This window comes from Enterobacter hormaechei subsp. hoffmannii (genome assembly GCF_001729745.1).
Taxonomy (GTDB): Bacteria; Pseudomonadota; Gammaproteobacteria; order Enterobacterales; family Enterobacteriaceae; genus Enterobacter; species Enterobacter intestinihominis.
On record NZ_CP017186.1, the window covers coordinates 3,215,339 to 3,233,268 of the forward strand.

14 protein-coding genes are annotated in these 17,930 nt (G+C 54.9%); 6 read left to right on the forward strand and 8 right to left on the reverse strand.

Translation table 11 applies throughout. The features are described from left to right. Positions 1 to 56: 56 nt before the first annotated feature. Together oqxB and BFV65_RS15040 are read right to left on the reverse strand one after the other, a co-directional pair. The gene (gene oqxB, locus BFV65_RS15035) at positions 57 to 3,209 is read right to left on the reverse strand and encodes a multidrug efflux RND transporter permease subunit OqxB (RefSeq protein ID WP_023300700.1); all 3,153 of its coding nucleotides are present in this window, start codon (positions 3,207 to 3,209) and stop codon (positions 57 to 59) included. A 23-nt stretch (positions 3,210 to 3,232) separates the two neighbouring features. After that, a complete protein-coding gene (locus BFV65_RS15040; protein WP_045308556.1) occupies positions 3,233 to 4,408 on the reverse strand; it encodes a multidrug efflux RND transporter periplasmic adaptor subunit OqxA in 1,176 nt (391 codons plus the stop codon). Between the two features lie 334 nt (positions 4,409 to 4,742). On the opposite strand from BFV65_RS15040, the gene BFV65_RS15045 reads away from it, so the two are divergent. The 3 genes from BFV65_RS15045 to BFV65_RS15050 all read left to right on the forward strand — a co-directional run bounded on the left by BFV65_RS15045 (position 4,743) and on the right by BFV65_RS15050 (position 6,816). Beyond that, positions 4,743 to 5,096, forward strand: a complete 354-nt coding sequence (locus tag BFV65_RS15045; RefSeq protein WP_006811509.1) for a helix-turn-helix domain-containing protein — start codon at positions 4,743 to 4,745, stop codon at positions 5,094 to 5,096. A gap of 461 nt (positions 5,097 to 5,557) precedes the next feature. Next, entirely contained in the window at positions 5,558 to 6,073 is a 516-nt protein-coding gene (locus BFV65_RS22555; protein ID WP_023300701.1) for a DUF2778 domain-containing protein, read from the forward strand. Between the two features lie 251 nt (positions 6,074 to 6,324). Continuing rightward, positions 6,325 to 6,816 carry an Hcp family type VI secretion system effector gene (locus BFV65_RS15050; protein WP_023300702.1) on the forward strand — a complete coding sequence of 164 codons (492 nt, stop codon included), beginning with the start codon at positions 6,325 to 6,327 and terminating at the stop codon, positions 6,814 to 6,816. A gap of 159 nt (positions 6,817 to 6,975) precedes the next feature. Here BFV65_RS15050 and guaA read toward each other — a convergent pair whose 3' ends face one another. Both guaA and guaB read right to left on the reverse strand, forming a co-directional pair. After that, positions 6,976 to 8,553, reverse strand: coding sequence for a glutamine-hydrolyzing GMP synthase (gene guaA, locus BFV65_RS15055; protein WP_023300703.1), 1,578 nt, complete (start codon positions 8,551 to 8,553; stop codon positions 6,976 to 6,978). A gap of 68 nt (positions 8,554 to 8,621) precedes the next feature. Then, entirely contained in the window at positions 8,622 to 10,088 is a 1,467-nt protein-coding gene (gene guaB, locus BFV65_RS15060; protein ID WP_003860601.1) for an IMP dehydrogenase, read from the reverse strand. A gap of 159 nt (positions 10,089 to 10,247) precedes the next feature. On the opposite strand from guaB, the gene xseA reads away from it, so the two are divergent. The 3 genes from xseA to BFV65_RS15075 are packed head-to-tail and all read left to right on the forward strand — an operon-like array spanning position 10,248 to position 13,049. Further along, positions 10,248 to 11,621 carry an exodeoxyribonuclease VII large subunit gene (gene xseA / locus BFV65_RS15065; RefSeq protein ID WP_045621484.1) on the forward strand — a complete coding sequence of 458 codons (1,374 nt, stop codon included), beginning with the start codon at positions 10,248 to 10,250 and terminating at the stop codon, positions 11,619 to 11,621. A gap of 58 nt (positions 11,622 to 11,679) precedes the next feature. Continuing rightward, entirely contained in the window at positions 11,680 to 12,699 is a 1,020-nt protein-coding gene (locus tag BFV65_RS15070; RefSeq protein WP_023306696.1) for a M4 family metallopeptidase, read from the forward strand. Beyond that, positions 12,699 to 13,049: a protealysin inhibitor emfourin gene (locus tag BFV65_RS15075; protein ID WP_006811517.1), complete on the forward strand. Its 351-nt coding sequence runs from the start codon at positions 12,699 to 12,701 to the stop codon at positions 13,047 to 13,049. The genes BFV65_RS15070 and BFV65_RS15075 overlap by 1 nt, the downstream gene beginning before the upstream one ends. Here the strand turns inward: BFV65_RS15075 and BFV65_RS15080 are convergent. The 4 genes from BFV65_RS15080 to bamB form a co-directional block, all read right to left on the reverse strand. After that, complete coding sequence (locus BFV65_RS15080; protein ID WP_023300707.1) at positions 13,046 to 13,267, reverse strand: zinc ribbon domain-containing protein; 222 nt, start codon at positions 13,265 to 13,267, stop codon at positions 13,046 to 13,048. The genes BFV65_RS15075 and BFV65_RS15080 overlap by 4 nt on opposite strands. A gap of 58 nt (positions 13,268 to 13,325) precedes the next feature. Further along, entirely contained in the window at positions 13,326 to 14,867 is a 1,542-nt protein-coding gene (locus tag BFV65_RS15085) for a peptide MFS transporter (RefSeq protein ID WP_069596812.1), read from the reverse strand. A gap of 298 nt (positions 14,868 to 15,165) precedes the next feature. Continuing rightward, entirely contained in the window at positions 15,166 to 16,638 is a 1,473-nt protein-coding gene (gene der, locus BFV65_RS15090) for a ribosome biogenesis GTPase Der (RefSeq protein ID WP_022648998.1), read from the reverse strand. 112 nt (positions 16,639 to 16,750) lie between these two features. Then, the gene (bamB, locus tag BFV65_RS15095; protein WP_022648999.1) at positions 16,751 to 17,929 is read right to left on the reverse strand and encodes an outer membrane protein assembly factor BamB; all 1,179 of its coding nucleotides are present in this window, start codon (positions 17,927 to 17,929) and stop codon (positions 16,751 to 16,753) included. Position 17,930: the final 1 nt, after the last annotated feature.

Here is a 17,930-nt window from a genome sequence, read left to right on the forward strand (position 1 = left end):
TTGCGAAAAAAAAGCCGCCTTCACAATGAAGGCGGCTTTTTGTTATCTGCTACGTCCTACGCAGGCAACACCTCTCTTTCCGCTTTGCCGCGCGTCACGAACTTACGCAGCGTCACGTAAAAGACCGGCGTCAGGAACAGACCAAACAGCGTCACGCCCAGCATCCCGGAGAAGACGGTGATCCCGGTGACGCCGCGGACTTCTGCCCCTGCCCCGTGACCAAGGATCAGTGGAATGGTCCCGGCAATAAAGGCGATAGAGGTCATTACAATCGGGCGTAAACGCAGGCGGCACGCCTCCAGCGCAGCCTCCATGATGCCTTTGCCCTGAATTTCCAGCTCGCGGGCAAACTCCACGATAAGTATCGCGTTTTTACAGGCCAGCCCCATCAGCACGACCAGCCCCACCTGCACGAAGACGTTGTTATCGCCCCCGGTCAGCCAGACGCCGAACAGCGCGGAGAGCATCGTCATCGGCACGATAAGGATCACCGCCAGCGGCAGCGTCCAGCTTTCATACAGCGCCGCCAGCACCAGGAACGCCAGCAGCACCGCGACCGGGAAGACGATCAGCGCCGTATTGCCCTGGGTGGCCTGCTGGAAACTCAGGTCCGTCCATTCAATATTCATCCCGTTCGGCAGGATCTGCTTAGACATGGCGTCCAGTTGCGTCATCGCCTGCGCGGAAGAGAGCACGCGCGGGTCAGCATCACCAATAAGATCCGCCGCCGGGTAACCATTGTAGCGGATCACCGGGTCCGGCCCGTAGGTGGTCGTGATTTTCACCATACTGCCAATCGGCACCATTTCGCCCTGGTCATTGCGTGTGCGTAAATTCGCGATATCTTCCACGCTGTCGCGGAACTGCCCGTCGGCCTGTGCCATTACGCGCCAGGTCCGTCCAAACTGGTTAAAGTCGTTTACATATGACGAGCCCAGATAGGTTTGCAGCGTGCCGAAAAGATCGGTAAGCGATACGCCCTGCGCTTTCGCTTTATCACGGTCAACCTGCACATCCAGCTGCGGAACGTTAGCCTGGTAGGTTGAGATGGGGAAATGCATCCCCGGCGTCTGCATAATCGCCCCGGACATGGTGTTCACCGCGTTTTGCAGCGCGCCATAGCCCAGACCAGCACGATCCTGAATATACAGGGAATAACCGGACCCTTGACCCAGCCCTAAAATCGGCGGCGGCAGAATCGAGAAGCCAAAGCCCTGCTGGATTTGCGCGATTTTCGCATTGATCTCCGCGTTAATTTCCGCCGCAGTATGTTTACGCTGGTCGAACGGCTTCAGGCCAAAGAAGACCGTCCCGGTGTTCGGCGTATTGGTGAACTGGAGCGCGTTCAGGCCAGGAAACGCGACCGCATAATCCACACCTTCGGTATTCATCCCGATCTCGCTCATTTTGCGGATCACCGCATCGGTACGCGCCAGCGACGAGCCTTCCGGCATTTTCACGCCGCCGATCAGGTACAGCTTATCCTGCGTCGGAATAAACCCGCCGGGTACGACTTTAAACATCACACCCGCGGCACAAAGCAGCAGCAAATAAACCGCAAACACTGCACCGCGTCGGCCAAGCGTTTTCCCTACCAGTCCCTGATAGCCGGTCGAGCTGCGATGGAAAAAGCGGTTAAACGGACGGAAAATCCAGCCGAACAGACGATCGATAAGCCGGGTCGGGAAATCTTTCGGGGCACCATGCGGCTTCAACAGCAGCGCGGCCAGCGCCGGAGAAAGCGTCAGCGAGTTGATCGCGGAGATCACCGTGGAAATGGCTATCGTTACCGCAAACTGTTTGTAGAACTGGCCGGTCACGCCAGAGAGGAACGCCATCGGCACAAACACTGCACACAGCACCAGCGCAATGGCAATAATCGGCCCGGACACTTCACGCATCGCCTGATGCGCCGCCGCAAGCGGGGCGAGCCCCTCTTCGATATTTCGCTCGACGTTCTCCACCACCACGATGGCATCATCCACCACGATACCGATGGCCAGCACCAGCCCGAACAGGCTCAGGGTATTCAGCGAGAAGCCCAGCAGGTAAAGAATGCTGAAGGTACCCACGACCGATACCGGCACCGCGATCAGCGGGATGATCGACGCGCGCCAGGTTTGCAGGAACAGGATCACCACCAGCACGACCAGCACCACCGCTTCCAGCAGCGTTTGTACAACCGCACGGATCGAGTCGCGCACAAATACCGTTGGGTCGTAAGGTGCCGCCCACTTCATATCGTCCGGGAATCGCGTGGACAGTTCGTCCATTTTGGCGCGCACCGCGTTAGACAGATCGATGGCGTTTGCCCCCGGCGACTGGAAGATACCAATCCCGACCGCGTCTTTATTGTTCAGCTGGGAGCGCAGCGCATAGCTGCCGGAACCCATCTCGATACGCGCCACGTCGCGCAGGCGGACGACCGTACCGTCCTGCGTTGTTTTCAGGACAATATTGCCAAACTCTTCTTCGGTATGCAGACGGCCCTGGGCGTTAATGGAGATCAGGAAATCGCTCTCTTTCGGCAGCGGCTCGGCGCCAAGCTGCCCGGCGGATACCTGTACGTTTTGCTCCTGCATCGCCGTCACCACGTCCGAGGCCGTCAGTCCGCGCGCCGCCACCTTGTTTGGATCCAGCCAGACGCGCATCGCGTATTCACCCGAGCCGAAAATCTGGATCTGACCCACGCCGGGCAGACGCGCCAGCTCGTCCTTCACCTTCAGCGTGGCGTAGTTACGCATATACAGTGAATCGTACTTACCGCCAGGCGAAAAGAGATGCACCACCAGCGTCAGCGTTGGCGACTGTTTCTGAGTCGTGATGCCCAGACGCCGAACGTCTTCCGGCAGACGTGCCTCGGCCTGTGCGACGCGGTTTTGCACCTGTACCTGCGCCTGATCCGGGTCGGTACCCGGACGGAAGGTGACGGTAGTCACCAGCACGCCATCGGAGCCCGCGACGGATTTCATGTACATCATGTTTTCAACGCCGTTGATCGCCTCTTCCAGCGGCGTCGCCACGGTTTCGGCAATCACTTTCGGGTTGGCGCCCGGGTACTCGGCGCGCACCTGCACGCTTGGCGGCACGACATCAGGATATTCGCTCACCGGCAGCAGCGGGATGGCGATTAATCCTGTGATAAAAATCAGAATCGACAGTACGGCGGCAAAAATCGGCCTGTCGATGAAAAAACGGGAAAAGTCCATGGATTGGATTCTCAGGTAAGGGATCAGTTGAGGGCGGCGCTGGCGGTCATGGCAACGGTTTTCGCGTTAACCGGCATACCCGGCATAAACACTTTTTGTAAACCATCGACGATGACTTTATCCCCGGGTTTCAGCCCCTGCTGTACGATACGTAAACCGTCGGCCAGACGCCCCGGCGTAATATCGCGGCGCTGCGCTTTCCCGTCTTTATCAACGACATAAACATACTTACGATCCTGATCGGTCAGCACCGCCTTATCGTCAACAAGCGTGGCTTTAAATTCCGCACTGCCCGGCAGGCGCACGCGTGCGAAGAGTCCCGGCGTGAACTGACGCTGTGAGTTGTCCAGCAGCGCACGCATGCGGATTGTACCGGTACTCGGCGTGAGCTGGTTATCCAGGAAATCCACTTTGCCCTGATGGGGATAGCCCTCCTCACCCGTCAGACCAATCTCCACCGGCAGCGCCGTGTGGTGACTGGACGCCCCCTGCCCGCTGCGGGCCAGGTTCTGATAGTGAAGATAGGTGGACTCGTCCACATCGAAGTAGACGTAAACCGTCTTCTGTGAGACCAGGGTGGTGAGCACGCTGGCGCTGTCACCCGCAGTCACCAGGTTACCGCTAGTGATCAGCGCCCGGCTGGCGCGACCGTCGATAGGCGCGGTCACTTTGGTGAAGTCGAGGTTGAGCTGCGCGGCATCAACCGCCGCCTGCGCCGCGCGAATATCGGCCTGTGCCTGGGTAGCAGCGGAACGGCGCTGCTCCCACTCTTCACGGGATACCACGTTGGTATTGACTAATTTATCGGTACGGTTAGCCTCGCTTCGCGCCAGGCTGGCCTGCGTTTTGGCTCTCGCCAGGTTCGCCTGCGCCTGTTCCAGCGCCGCGCGATAGGTTCGGTCATCAATCGTGAACAACACCTCGCCCTTTTTCACCTCCTGGCCATCGGTGTAATTCACTTTATCAATGTAGCCGGAGACGCGTGGGCGCAGCTGAACGCTTTCCACCGCTTCAATGCGACCGTTAAAGCTGTCCCACTGGCTAATGGATTTCACCACCACGTCAGCTGCGCTGACGACGGGCGCTTGCGGTGCGGCATTTTGCGCGACGCTGTCATCGCACCCGACGAGAAGCGCGGAGAGTAAAACCACCCCCGTCGCGCTCAGATGAAAGTAACCCCAGGTTTTTTGCAGGCTCATTATTTTTATTCCGGTTATTGTAGCCGCCGGGCAAGACGCAGCGGGAGGCGCCGCGCCACTTCCTTTGTCCGGTCTGGCTTAAGGCCATTTGTGTCGTTCATCGCCACAAAACTGTAACAGTTGCGAATACACTATCGCGGCGATTGTAGGAAGGCGCTTAATTAAGTGCAAGAATAATTGTTGCACTTTATGTGCTATTTGCGGCGAAGGTAAATCACGGGTTTTGAGAAGGGATTTAAATGTAACAATAAAACTTGCAATTAATATCAAAACGGGCCACCTTTAAGTGCAACAAACAAAGATGCTTTTAATGCGTGGCGTAGGGGGAAGCAAGATGAACACGGGTGCATTCATTCACGATTTGCTCGACTGGATCGACAACAACCTTGATAGCCGCCTGGACATTGAAACCGTCTCCAGGCGAGCCGGCTATTCGAAATGGCATCTCCAGCGGATCTTCAAAGAACATACCGGCTCCCCTCTCGCCGAATATATTCGCGCGCAAAAGCTGCAAAAATCGGTTGAGCGCTTAGCCCAAAGCGATGAACCGATTCTGAACGTGGCGATCGCGCTGGGCTTTGACTCTCAGCAGTCCTTCAACCGCAGCTTTAAGCGTCAGTATGGTCAGGCGCCAGGGGCATGGCGACGCAGTATCGGCTGCCGTGGATCCCGACAGATGAGCCAATAATTCACGTCCCGTTCGGATATCAGTTACAAAAGAAAAACCCTCTGTAAAAGGGGGGTTTATCAGTCTTAACTGCTTATGACGTGCAGAAAGGTTTACGGGCTTATTCCTACTCAATCATATCAGCTCAGTCCTTGCATTTTGGCTTTACGCTATTCTCGATAATCGGCTTTCTTATATATTGTCCTTAATCTCGTTACGTCGAGGTTCCGAGCACAACTGTAGGGATGATTTTTGTCGGGATTATCTGTGGAACTTCACTTTATATTTTTATGAACACATCCCTTAAAACGATCTACTATCGGGTGTAGCTGTAAAATTGATATAGATCTACTTTCCAAAGGCAAGCCAACCTTTTTTAGAGTAAAATAATTAAATGCGCACTTTATGTATATTTTATTTTAAAAATACACGCACTATATGCAGATAATTTTCATAAGCATCTATAAAGAAAAGAGAGATACATGACTTTGCATGGAAAGTTTATTATAAATGATGCTGATTACTCACCACTTGAATTTGATGGTGTTGGAGTCTTTATGGCTTTTTCTGGTAACGGTGCATACAGAAACAAAGGAGCATGTGGCATCATTCCTAACGTTGGACCGCTACCAAAAGGTAAATATTATATAGTAGACAGGCCTAAAGGAAGTATGGCTAACAGATTTAGAGCCTGGGGAGTCGATACATATAAAAGCACTTTTAGTTATCATGTTGATCATTCTGAATGGTTTGCTTTATTTCGCGACGATGGGAATATAGATGATTCTACATTTTACAAAAGCGTAGCCAGAGGTGGATTTAGGCTACATCCCGGTCAGGTATCAGAAGGGTGTATAACTTTACCAAGCCAATCAGATTACAATAGATTAAGAAACGCACTATTAAGAACAAAGACAGCAAAGGTTAAAGGTCTTGATTTAGAATCCTATGGAACAATTGAGGTCATTATTGGTGGTTATCAGAAAACTTGTCCTTAGTTCTGTTAGAATGGTTCTTTTCATCGGCATATTCGCTATTGTTTCATGGTTAGATGTTTGCTACTTAACTGAACATCCATTAATAAGTCACGAAACAGCTATTAGAATTTCCTATTTAATTAGCAACAACCCAACACCCGAAGATATCTATTATAGTTATGATTATGTATTAATTTCATTCAACACTCTTACCTCTATCTTTTTCTACATCATAACAATGAAGTTAATTAAACTAATAAGGAGTAAATAAAATGCCTATCCCTCCCTATCTTTGGCTAAAAGATGATGGTGGTGCAGATATCAAAGGCTCTGTAGATGTTCAGGATCGTGAGGGCTCTATCGAGGTAATCAGTATGGGTCATGGTGTTAACCTTCCCGTCGATACTGCCAATGGAAAGATCACCGGAACACGCCAACATTCATCATTTAATTTTGAAAAAGAAGTCGACAGTTCCAGTCCCTATCTCTACAAAGCAGCAGCTACAGGGCAAACATTAAAAAGTGCAGAAGTAAAATTTTATCATATCAATGATGCGGGCCAGGAGGTGTGTTATTACACCGTATTAATGGAAAATGTAAAAATAACGGGTGTTAATTGTGGTGTGCCCAATGTTAAATTATCAGGCAATGATAAGTTAAATCATATGGAATCCGTCTCTATGCAATATGAAAAAATCACATGGCGTATTGTAGATGGGAATATCCAATTCTCTGATTCATGGTACGAGAGGCCAACAGCATAAATTTCTGTTACTTTCTGCGCCACAGTGCGTTCTGAAATTATGCTCTTCGTTGCTAACGCTGCCAGAAAGTGCCAGACATAAAAAACAAAAAAGCCCGCAGTTACGCGGGCTTAGAGATACTTTACTGCATTTAACTACAGGCTGTAGCCAGACGCGAAATCATTCCCACTCGATCGTCGCCGGTGGCTTGCCGCTGATGTCATACACCACGCGGGAAATGCCGTTCACTTCGTTGATGATGCGGTTAGACACGCGGCCTAAGAAGTCATACGGCAGGTGCGCCCAGTGCGCGGTCATGAAGTCGATGGTTTCCACAGCACGCAGGGAGACAACCCAGTCGTACTTGCGGCCATCGCCCATCACGCCGACGGAGCGAACCGGCAGGAACACGGTGAACGCCTGGCTAACCTTGTTGTACAGGTCAGCCTTGTGCAGCTCTTCAATGAAGATCGCGTCCGCACGACGCAGCAGGTCGCAGTACTCTTTCTTCACTTCGCCCAGCACGCGTACGCCGAGGCCCGGGCCCGGGAATGGGTGACGGTAGAGCATGTCGTACGGCAGCCCCAGCTCCAGACCGATCTTACGCACTTCGTCTTTGAACAGCTCACGCAGTGGTTCAACCAGGCCCATCTTCATCTCTTTCGGCAGGCCGCCCACGTTGTGGTGAGATTTGATAACGTGCGCTTTACCGGTCGCGGAGGCCGCAGACTCGATCACGTCAGGGTAGATAGTACCCTGCGCCAGCCATTTCACGTCTTCCAGCTTCAGCGCTTCTTCGTCGAACACTTCCACGAATACGCGGCCGATGATTTTACGTTTCGCTTCCGGATCGTTCTCGCCTTTCAGCGCGTCCAAGAAGCGCTGCTCGCCTTCCACGTGAACGATGTTCAGACCGAAGTGGTCGCCGAACATGTCCATGACCTGCTGGGCTTCGTTCAGACGCAGCAGGCCGTTGTCCACGAAGACGCAGGTCAGGTTTTTGCCGATGGCGCGGTGCAGCAGCATCGCGGTCACGGAGGAGTCCACGCCGCCGGAGAGGCCGAGGATCACTTTGTCATCACCAACCTGCTGGCGGATACGCTCCACGGCGTCGTCGATGATTTTTGCCGGGGTCCACAGGGCTTCACACTGGCAGATATCACGCACGAAGCGCTCCAGCATGCGCATACCCTGACGGGTGTGAGTCACTTCCGGGTGGAACTGCACGCCGTAGAAGCGTTTTTCTTCGTTCGCCATAATCGCGAACGGGCAGCTTTCGGTGCTGGCTACGGTCACGAAGTCCGACGGGATAGCGGTGACTTTGTCGCCGTGGCTCATCCACACGTCCAGCAGCGGTTTGCCGTCTGCGGTCAGGGAGTCTTCGATACCGCGCACCAGCGCGCTGTCGGTGACGACTTCAACCTGCGCGTAGCCGAACTCACGCTCGTTAGAGCCTTCTACGTGGCCGCCCAGCTGCATCGCCATAGTCTGCATGCCGTAGCACACGCCGAACACCGGTACGCCAGCTTCGAATACGTACTGCGGCGCGCGCGGGCTGTTCGCTTCGGTGGTGCTCTCCGGGCCGCCGGACAGGATGATGCCGCTTGGATTGAACTCGCGAATCTGTGCTTCCGTGACATCCCACGCCCACAGCTCACAGTATACGCCCAGCTCACGCACGCGACGCGCCACCAGTTGAGTGTACTGAGAACCAAAATCGAGGATGAGGATGCGATGTTTATGAATGTTTTCCGTCATTGACGCTAATTCCGAGGCAAGTGAAACAGATTAAATAAATCGCCCGACACGAGGTCGGGCGAAGAAAATCATGATCCCAGACGGTAGTTCGGGGACTCTTTGGTGATCGTCACGTCGTGCACGTGGCTCTCCTGGATACCCGCACCGCTGATGCGTACGAATTCCGCTTTGGTACGCAGCAGGTCAATGGTACCACAGCCGGTCAGTCCCATACAGGAACGCAGGCCGCCCATCTGCTGGTGGATGATCTCTTTCAGACGGCCTTTATAGGCCACGCGGCCTTCGATGCCTTCCGGTACCAGTTTGTCAGCGGCGTTATCGGTCTGGAAGTAACGGTCGGAGGAACCTTTGGACATCGCGCCCAGGGAGCCCATACCGCGGTAGGATTTGTAAGAACGGCCCTGGTAGAGTTCGATTTCGCCCGGGGATTCTTCGGTACCGGCCAGCATGGAGCCCACCATCACGGCTGCGGCACCTGCGGCGATCGCTTTGGCGATGTCGCCAGAGAAGCGGATACCGCCGTCCGCGATAACCGGAATACCGGTGCCTTCCAGCGCTTCAACCGCGTCAGACACCGCGGTGATCTGCGGAACGCCCACGCCGGTGACGATACGGGTAGTACAGATAGAGCCAGGGCCGATACCCACTTTCACCGCGCTGCAACCGGCTTCCGCCAGCGCGCGAGCACCTGCGCCCGTAGCCACGTTACCGCCGATGATCTGGAGATCCGGGTATTTAGCACGGGTTTCACGAATACGTTGTAGAACGCCTTCGGAGTGGCCATGTGAGGAGTCAATCAGCAGCACGTCAACGCCCGCGGCAACCAGCGCGTCAACGCGCTCTTCGTTACCTGCGCCCGCGCCAACCGCAGCGCCGACGCGCAGACGGCCATGCTCGTCTTTACAGGCGTTCGGTTTACGTTCTGCTTTCTGGAAATCTTTAACGGTGATCATGCCACGCAGGTGGAAGTTCGCATCCACAACCAGCGCTTTCTCAACACGTTTTTCGTGCATTTTCGCCAGCACCACGTCGCGGGTTTCGCCTTCGCGAACGGTCACCAGGCGCTCTTTTGGCGTCATATAGACGCTGACAGGCTGGTTCAGGTCAGTCACGAAACGCACATCACGACCGGTGATGATGCCCACCAGCTCGTTGTCTTCGGTCACAACCGGGTAACCTGCAAAGCCGTTACGCTCGGTTAGCGCTTTCACTTCGTGCAGGGTGGTGGTTGGCAGAACGGTCTGAGGATCGGACACGATACCGGATTCATGTTTCTTCACGCGGCGAACTTCTTCCGCCTGACGCTCGATAGACATGTTTTTGTGGATAAAGCCAATGCCGCCTTCCTGTGCCAAAGCGATAGCCAGACGCGCTTCAGTCACGGTGTCCATTGCTGCGGAGAGCATAGGAATGTTCAGACGAATGGTTTTCGTCAACTGCGTGCTGAGGTCGGCAGTATTCGGCAGAACGGTGGAATGAGCGGGAACGAGGAGGACGTCGTCAAACGTCAGTGCTTCTTTAGCGATACGTAGCATGGGCAATATCTCTGACCTGGGTGGTTAAATATTGCCGTGGCATTATACAGAGCGTAACCGATTGCATCTACACTTTTTTGAAAAAAATGCTTGCGATCGCCTCTCAGCAGGTTACTATCGACTGAATAACTTGCTGATTTAGAATTTGATCCCGCTCACATGTTATCCTCTCAATCCCCCTCAATTTATACTGTCAGCCGCCTTAATCAGACGGTGCGTTTGCTGCTTGAGCAGGAAATGGGACAGGTCTGGATCAGCGGTGAAATCTCTAACTTCACGCAGCCTGCTTCCGGTCATTGGTACTTTACGCTAAAAGATGACACCGCTCAGGTGCGCTGCGCGATGTTCCGCAACAGCAATCGTCGCGTGACGTTCCGCCCTCAGCATGGCCAGCAGGTTCTGGTTCGTGCCAACATTACCTTGTATGAGCCGCGCGGCGATTATCAGATTATCGTCGAGAGCATGCAGCCCGCCGGTGAAGGCTTGTTGCAGCAGAAGTACGAGCAGTTAAAAGCCATGCTTTCGGCTGAGGGATTGTTTGACCAGCAGTTTAAAAAGCCCCTGCCCTCACCTGCCCACTGTGTTGGAGTTATCACCTCGAAAACCGGCGCGGCGCTGCACGATATTTTGCACGTCCTGAAGCGCCGTGACCCTTCCCTGCCCGTCATTATCTACCCAACTGCCGTTCAGGGTGACGATGCGCCGGGGCAGATCGTGCGCGCGATTGAGCTGGCGAATGCGCGTCAGGAGTGCGATGTCCTGATCGTCGGGCGCGGCGGCGGCTCGCTGGAAGACCTGTGGAGCTTTAACGACGAGCGCGTGGCGCGGGCAATCTTTGCCAGCCTTATCCCTGTGGTGAGCGCCGTCGGCCATGAAACGGATGTGACGATAGCCGATTTTGTCGCGGATTTACGCGCGCCCACGCCGTCCGCGGCGGCAGAGGTGGTCAGCCGTAATCAGCAGGAGCTGCTGCGCCAGATCCAGAACGGGCAGCAGCGCCTGGAGATGGCGATGGACTACTTCCTCGCCAACCGTACCCGCCGCTTTACCCAGCTTCATCATCGTCTGCAACAGCAGCATCCGCAATTGCGTCTGGCGCGTCAGCAAACCGTACTGGAGCGTCTGCGTCAGCGGATGAACTTCGCGCTGGATAACCAGCTTAAGAAAGCGATATCGCGCCAGCAGCGCACGACTCAGCGTCTGAACCAGCAGAATCCGCAGCCAAAGATTTATCGCGCACAAACGCGGATCCAGCAGCTTGAGTTCCGCCTCGCGGAAAATATCCGCTCACGCCTGAGCGCCACCCGCGAGCGTTTTGGCAATGCGGTCACCCATCTGGAAGCCGTCAGCCCACTCTCCACGCTGGCCCGCGGCTATAGCGTGACCACCGCGACGGACGGCAAAGTGCTGAAGCAGACGAAGCAGGTTAAAGCAGGGGATGTGCTCACCACCCGTCTTTCTGACGGCTGGGTCGAGAGTGAAGTGAAAGAGATCAAACCGGTGAAAAAAACGCGTCAGCGTAAAAGCGGATAAATCTTCGCCGGTTACAAACTATACTGCTGCTATTGCCTTTTTTAATAAGGAGAGCAGCATGCCCCATCTACATAGCGTCATCCCTCCGTATATTCTTCGCCGTATTATCGAAAGCGGTTCTGAGCCGCAGCAGCGCTGCGCCCGTCAGACCTTAACCCACGTCCAGACGCTGATGGCCCATATGCCGGGCAAACCCGCCGCGCCGCATGTGAATAAAGCCGGTCAGCTTGAGCGTGACATCTACGATGCGAAACAGACCCAGGAGCTGCCGGGTACCCAGGTACGCTATGAAGGCCAGCCCTCCAACGGAGATGTGGCGGTGGATGAAGCGTACGATTATCTGGGTATTACCCATGATTTCTTCTGGAAGGAGTATCAGCGCGATTCGCTCGATAACAAAGGGCTGATCCTCACCGGCACCGTGCACTATGGCCGTGAGTATCAAAACGCCTTCTGGAACGGCCAGCAGATGGTCTTTGGCGATGGCGACGGGGAAATCTTCAACCGCTTTACCATTGCCATCGACGTGGTAGCGCATGAGCTTAGCCACGGCGTGACGGAGACCGAAGCCGGACTCATCTACTTTGAACAATCGGGCGCGCTGAACGAGTCGTTATCCGACGTGTTCGGTTCGCTGGTGAAGCAATACCATCTTAAGCAAACCGCCGATAAAGCAGACTGGCTGATTGGTGAAGGGCTGCTGGCGGAGGGCATCAACGGGAAAGGGCTTCGCTCCATGTCTGAACCCGGCACGGCCTATAACGATCCGCTGCTCGGTAAAGATCCGCAGCCCGGGCATATGAAAGATTTCATCAAAACGCGCGAGGATAACGGCGGCGTACACCTTAACTCCGGTATCCCCAACCGCGCGTTTTACCTGGCCGCAACGGCGATCGGTGGCTACGCCTGGGAAAAAGCGGGTTATGCCTGGTACGACACGGTTTGCGATCGCAACCTGGCGCAGGATGCGGATTTTGATGCCTTTGCAAAACTGACGATAGCGCACGGCGAGAAACGCTCCGGTAGCGACGTTGGGGCGGCTATAAAACAAGCCTGGGAACAGGTAGGAGTGCTGTAATGCAGGTTCCGGAACTGACGGATGACGCCGTGGTTGAGCTGGCCCGGGAAGGCGGCGTCGCTTTTATCCCTAAGCTGAGCGGCCAGCGCACCATTGCGCTCTCCTCGCTTAATGAGGCCCAGCGGCAGCGCCTGGTGAGCATTCTGGAGCAGGCTTTCCCGCGCGGCCAGCCGCCCGGGCAAGCCTCTTCCCCCGGCAGCGGTGACCAGCGCTATTTCCGCATCCAGATTATCTGGACCGGCCAAAATCAGGCGCACTACGCCGATATCATCGTGCTGGTACCCGAGCAGGAAGCACCCGAGTCGCTGGTGGAACTGTGGCAGAAAGGTGAAGGCTGCGTGTGCGATTAACCTTCAGCCCGAACAAACTCCACGCGTTTTTTAGAAATAAGACCGTGGCCGTTCTGGCAAAAGTAATCCACCGCACCGCAGGCCTTGAGTACCTGAAGCGGTTGATGGCAGTCAGGGCAGCGCGCTTCGAGGGGAATATCGTTATTGCAGCTGTCGCAGTGCGCGATACCGTTTTGCGGCTCGAGCGCTGCGTGGCAATCCGGACAGGTTATCGACATGCTCTCTCCTGTTGAGTTGGGCCGGGGCTGGATAACTGCCCCGGCAGGCTGAATAGTATCAGGCTTCGGTAGCCGGTTTTGTCTGCACATTTTCCAGCATGCGACGCACCGGAACAATGAGGACGATCAGCACCGCAGCACAAATCAACAGCGCGATGGAGCAACGGGCAAAGAGGTCTGGCAGCATATCCAGCTGGTCGGCCTTCACGTGACCACCAATCAGGCCCGCAGCCAGGTTACCCAGCGCACTGGCGCAGAACCACAGGCCCATCATCTGACCGCGCATTCTTTCCGGCGCCAGCAGGGTCATGGTTGCCAGACCAATCGGACTCAGGCACAGTTCCCCGAGCGTCAGCATCAGGATACTGCCCACCAGCCAGAACGGAGAAACCCCTGCTCCACCGTTGCTCAGCACGTTCTGTGCCGCCAGCATCATCAGGCCGAAGCCCGCCGCCGCGCACAAAATACCGATCACGAACTTGGTGATACTGCTCGGGCGAATATTATTGCTCGCCAGCTTCGGCCATGCCCAGCTAAATACCGGTGCCAGCAGAATGATAAACAGGGCATTAATCGACTGGAACCACACCGCCGGGATCTCAAAATCACCGATCATGCGGTTAGTGTAGTCGTTGGCGAACAGGTTGAAGGAGGTTGGCTTCTGCTCGAACGCGGACCAGAAGAACGCGGCGGAGACCAGCAGAATAAAGCATACCAGCAGCCTTGCGCGCTCTTTGCGATTCAGCCCGGCGAAGATGAACAGGTAGATGAAGTAGAGCGCGACGGAGGCGGCAATCACATATACCAGCACGCTGGCCACCGCGACCGGATTAATCACAATCACGCCCTGGGCAATCAACGTGACGATGATTGCAACACCCACAGCCAGCGCCAGCAGCCAGGCACCCACGCCGTTACGTTTCACTACTGGACTGTTCCAGGTGGAGTCCAGACCGACTTCGCTGTCGTAGCGCTTCATGGCCGGAACGGCAAACACGCGGAAGATAATCAGGGCGACCAGCATCCCGATACCGCCGATACCAAAGCCCCAGTGCCAGCCGTGGGTTTTAATCAGCCAGCCGGAAATCAGAGGGGCAATGAACGAGCCCATGTTGATGCCCATATAGAACAGCGAGAAACCGCCGTCACGACGCGCATCGCCCTTTTTGTAGAGGGTACCGACCATGACCGAGATACAGGTCTTGAACAGGCCGGAGCCGAGCACGATGAACATCAGGCCGATGAAGAACATGTTGTCGCCCATAATGGCCGACAGGGCAATCGACAGGTGCCCAAGCGCAATCAAAATCGAACCGTACCAGACGGCCCGCTGCTGGCCGAGCCAGTTATCCGCCAGCCAGCCGCCCGGCAGTGCGGCGAGGTACATGGTGCCCGCGAAGATGCCGACAATCGCCGAGGCGTTTTCACGCGCCAGGCCCATCCCCCCGTCGTACACGGTGGCGGCCATAAACAGGATCAATAGCGGGCGAATACCGTAAAACGAGAAACGCTCCCACATCTCGGTGAAGAACAGCGAACCGAGCGGATAAGGATGGCCGAAGAAGGTTCGGCTCTCTTTTTGATTAACAGAGGATTGCATAATTCTCCCGAAAGGTATGTGTCGTGCTTGTAAACACCAGCATGTACGCCGAACGGTTACGTATCCGATCGATTTTTTACATGCGGCGAAATATTGGTTAACCATTTGATAACCAGGCGCTAGTTTTGTCTAGTACCGAACCCTGGACTTTAAGATGAAAATTCGACGATTGTCTACTTTCTTAGATATAAACATGGTTAAAAGCGAATAGTGATTGACATCACACAGGGAAGGCAGACCTTTTGAATGAGCGAAAAAAACCCGCGACAGGCGCGGGTTTTAGTGAGTTCGGTAAGAATTATTTGCTTTTCTTAATGTGCTTAATCAAACGCTTACGCTTACGCATCTGGTTCGGCGTCAGGGTATTACGTTTATTCGCAAACGGGTTTTCCCCTTCCTTGAACTGAATACGGATAGGCGTACCCATCACGTCCAGCGACTTACGGAAGTAGTTCATCAGGTAGCGTTTGTAGGAGTCCGGCAGGTCTTTCACCTGGTTACCGTGGATCACCACGATAGGCGGGTTATACCCCCCGGCGTGGGCATATTTCAGCTTCACGCGACGGCCACGCACCAGCGGCGGCTGGTGATCTTCTGCTGCCATGTTCATGATACGGGTCAGCATCGCCGTGCTCTGGCGGCGGGTAGAGCTGTCATAGGCTTCACGAACGGATTCGAACAGGTTGCCTACGCCGCTGCCGTGCAGGGCAGAGATGAAGTGAACGCGGGCAAAGTCGATAAAGCCCAGACGGAAGTCCAGCGTCTCTTTCACCTGTTCGCGTACTTCATTGCTCAGGCCATCCCACTTGTTGACGACGATAACCAGTGAGCGCCCACTATTAAGGATAAAGCCGAGCAGAGAGAGATCCTGATCGGAGATACCTTCACGTGCGTCAATAACCAGCAGCACCACGTTGGCGTCTTCAATCGCCTGAAGGGTTTTGATCACCGAGAATTTTTCCACTACATCGGTGATTTTCCCGCGCTTACGCACCCCTGCAGTGTCGATAAGTACGTACTCACGTTCATCGCGCTGCATTGGAATGTAAATGCTGTCGCGCGTTGTGCCTGGCATGTCGTAAACCACCACGCGCTCTTCGCCCAGAATACGGTTAGTAAGGGTAGACTTACCTACGTTTGGGCGACCAACGATAGCCAGCTTAATCGGCAGATCCTGCGGGTTGAAGTCATCTTCCGGCTCTTCCTCGCCTTCCTCTCCGGCTTCAAACTGTGCCCAGTATTCGGCGTCTTCGTCCACCTCTTCCGGCGGGTTTACTTCATCAACCCACGGCAGCAGAACGGTTTCCAGCAGGCTGGTGACGCCACGGCCATGCGAGGCCGCGATAGGATAAATATCACCCAGACCTAAAGACCAGAAATCCGCAACGGCCTGATCGGCATCAATGCCGTCAGTTTTGTTCGCCACCAGGAAGGTTGGCTTTTCGCGTGAACGCAGATGTTTAGCGATAGCAGAGTCCGCGGGCATCAGGCCAGCGCGCGCATCCACCATAAACAGAACCACATCCGCTTCTTCGATAGCCAGCAGAGATTGCTCTGCCATGCGGGTTTCTACGCCGTCTTCCGTACCGTCAATACCCCCGGTATCGATACAGATGAACTCGCGTCCTTCCACCTCTGCACGACCGTACTTACGGTCACGCGTCAGCCCCGGGAAATCCGCAACCAGCGCATCACGGGTGCGTGTTAAACGGTTAAAAAGAGTGGATTTTCCAACGTTAGGGCGCCCGACAAGCGCGACCACAGGTACCATGTTTGAAGCCTCATAAAATTCAAAATAACGTCGCTTTCGCAGCGTTTTTAAAAATGTCAAAACGGCTCCTGAGTGAACAGGAGCCGTTTAGTATACTACAACCGCCGTGTAATTAACGCGTGATCGCGTACAGCGTGCCGTCTTTTGCCTGAATCAGCAGTTTGCCGTCAGCCACAACCGGATCGGTCAGGAAGCCTGAGCCGTCCACTTTCTGCTGCGCCACGAAGCGGCCATTCTCTGGATCGATCCAGTGCATATAGCCTTCGCTGTCGCCCACCACCAGGCTGCCGTTATACAGTGCTGGTGCGGTCAGCAGACGGTGAAGCAGATCGCTCTGCGTCCACAGCGTCACGCCACCTTCGGTGCTCAGCGCCAGCAGACGGTCGTTCTGATCCACCATATAAATACGGTTGCCGTCGACAATGAAATCGTTCACGGAACCCAGCTCACGTTTCCACATGATCTGACCGCTACGCAGGTCCAGCGCCGTCAGGTTGCCGTTATACGCTAGCGCGTAAACCACACCGTCAACGATGACCGGCGTGGTGTCCACGTCACTCAGACGGTCGATTTCAGTTGAACCGGTCGCCTGGGAAATACGCTGCTGCCAGATCATCTGGCCCTGCTGCATCAGTACTGCGCTGACACGACCGTTGTCACCACCCACAATGGCGGCGCCAAATGCAGTCGCCGGAGCAGATTCACCACGCAGAGACAGCGCTGGCATATCCAGGTTAACCGTCCATTTTACCAGACCATCGGCTTCGTTCAGCGCCTGCAACTGGCCGTTGCTGGTATGGATCAACACCAGGCCGTCGCTGACAACCGGACGTGACAAGGATTCACCGGCAACGCTGGTCTGCCATGCAACCGAACCGTCGCTGGCATTCAGCGCGTAAACCTGCGCTTTTTCGCTGCCCACATACACGTGACCGCCGGCAACGGTCAGGCCGCCAGAAAGCAGCGCAGGTTTACGGGAGAACCAGCCGTCTTTTTCCGCCAGGTTAATGGACCACACTTCTTTTCCGTCATCAGCGTTCAGCGCTTTAACGGTGCCTTTGCGATCGGCCGCATAGACCACGCCGTCAGCAAATGCCGGGTGCAGGTTGGAATAAAAATCGCCAATACCATCACCCACGGAGGTGTCCCAGGCGGTGGACGGAGTGAACTGGTTTTCAACCGTCGGTAGCGGGGACATTTTGACAACGTCTTCTTCGCCACTGAACAGTGAACAACCACTCAATAACGTAACAGAAAGCAGTCCTGGCAGAAGTAATTTACGCAATTGCATT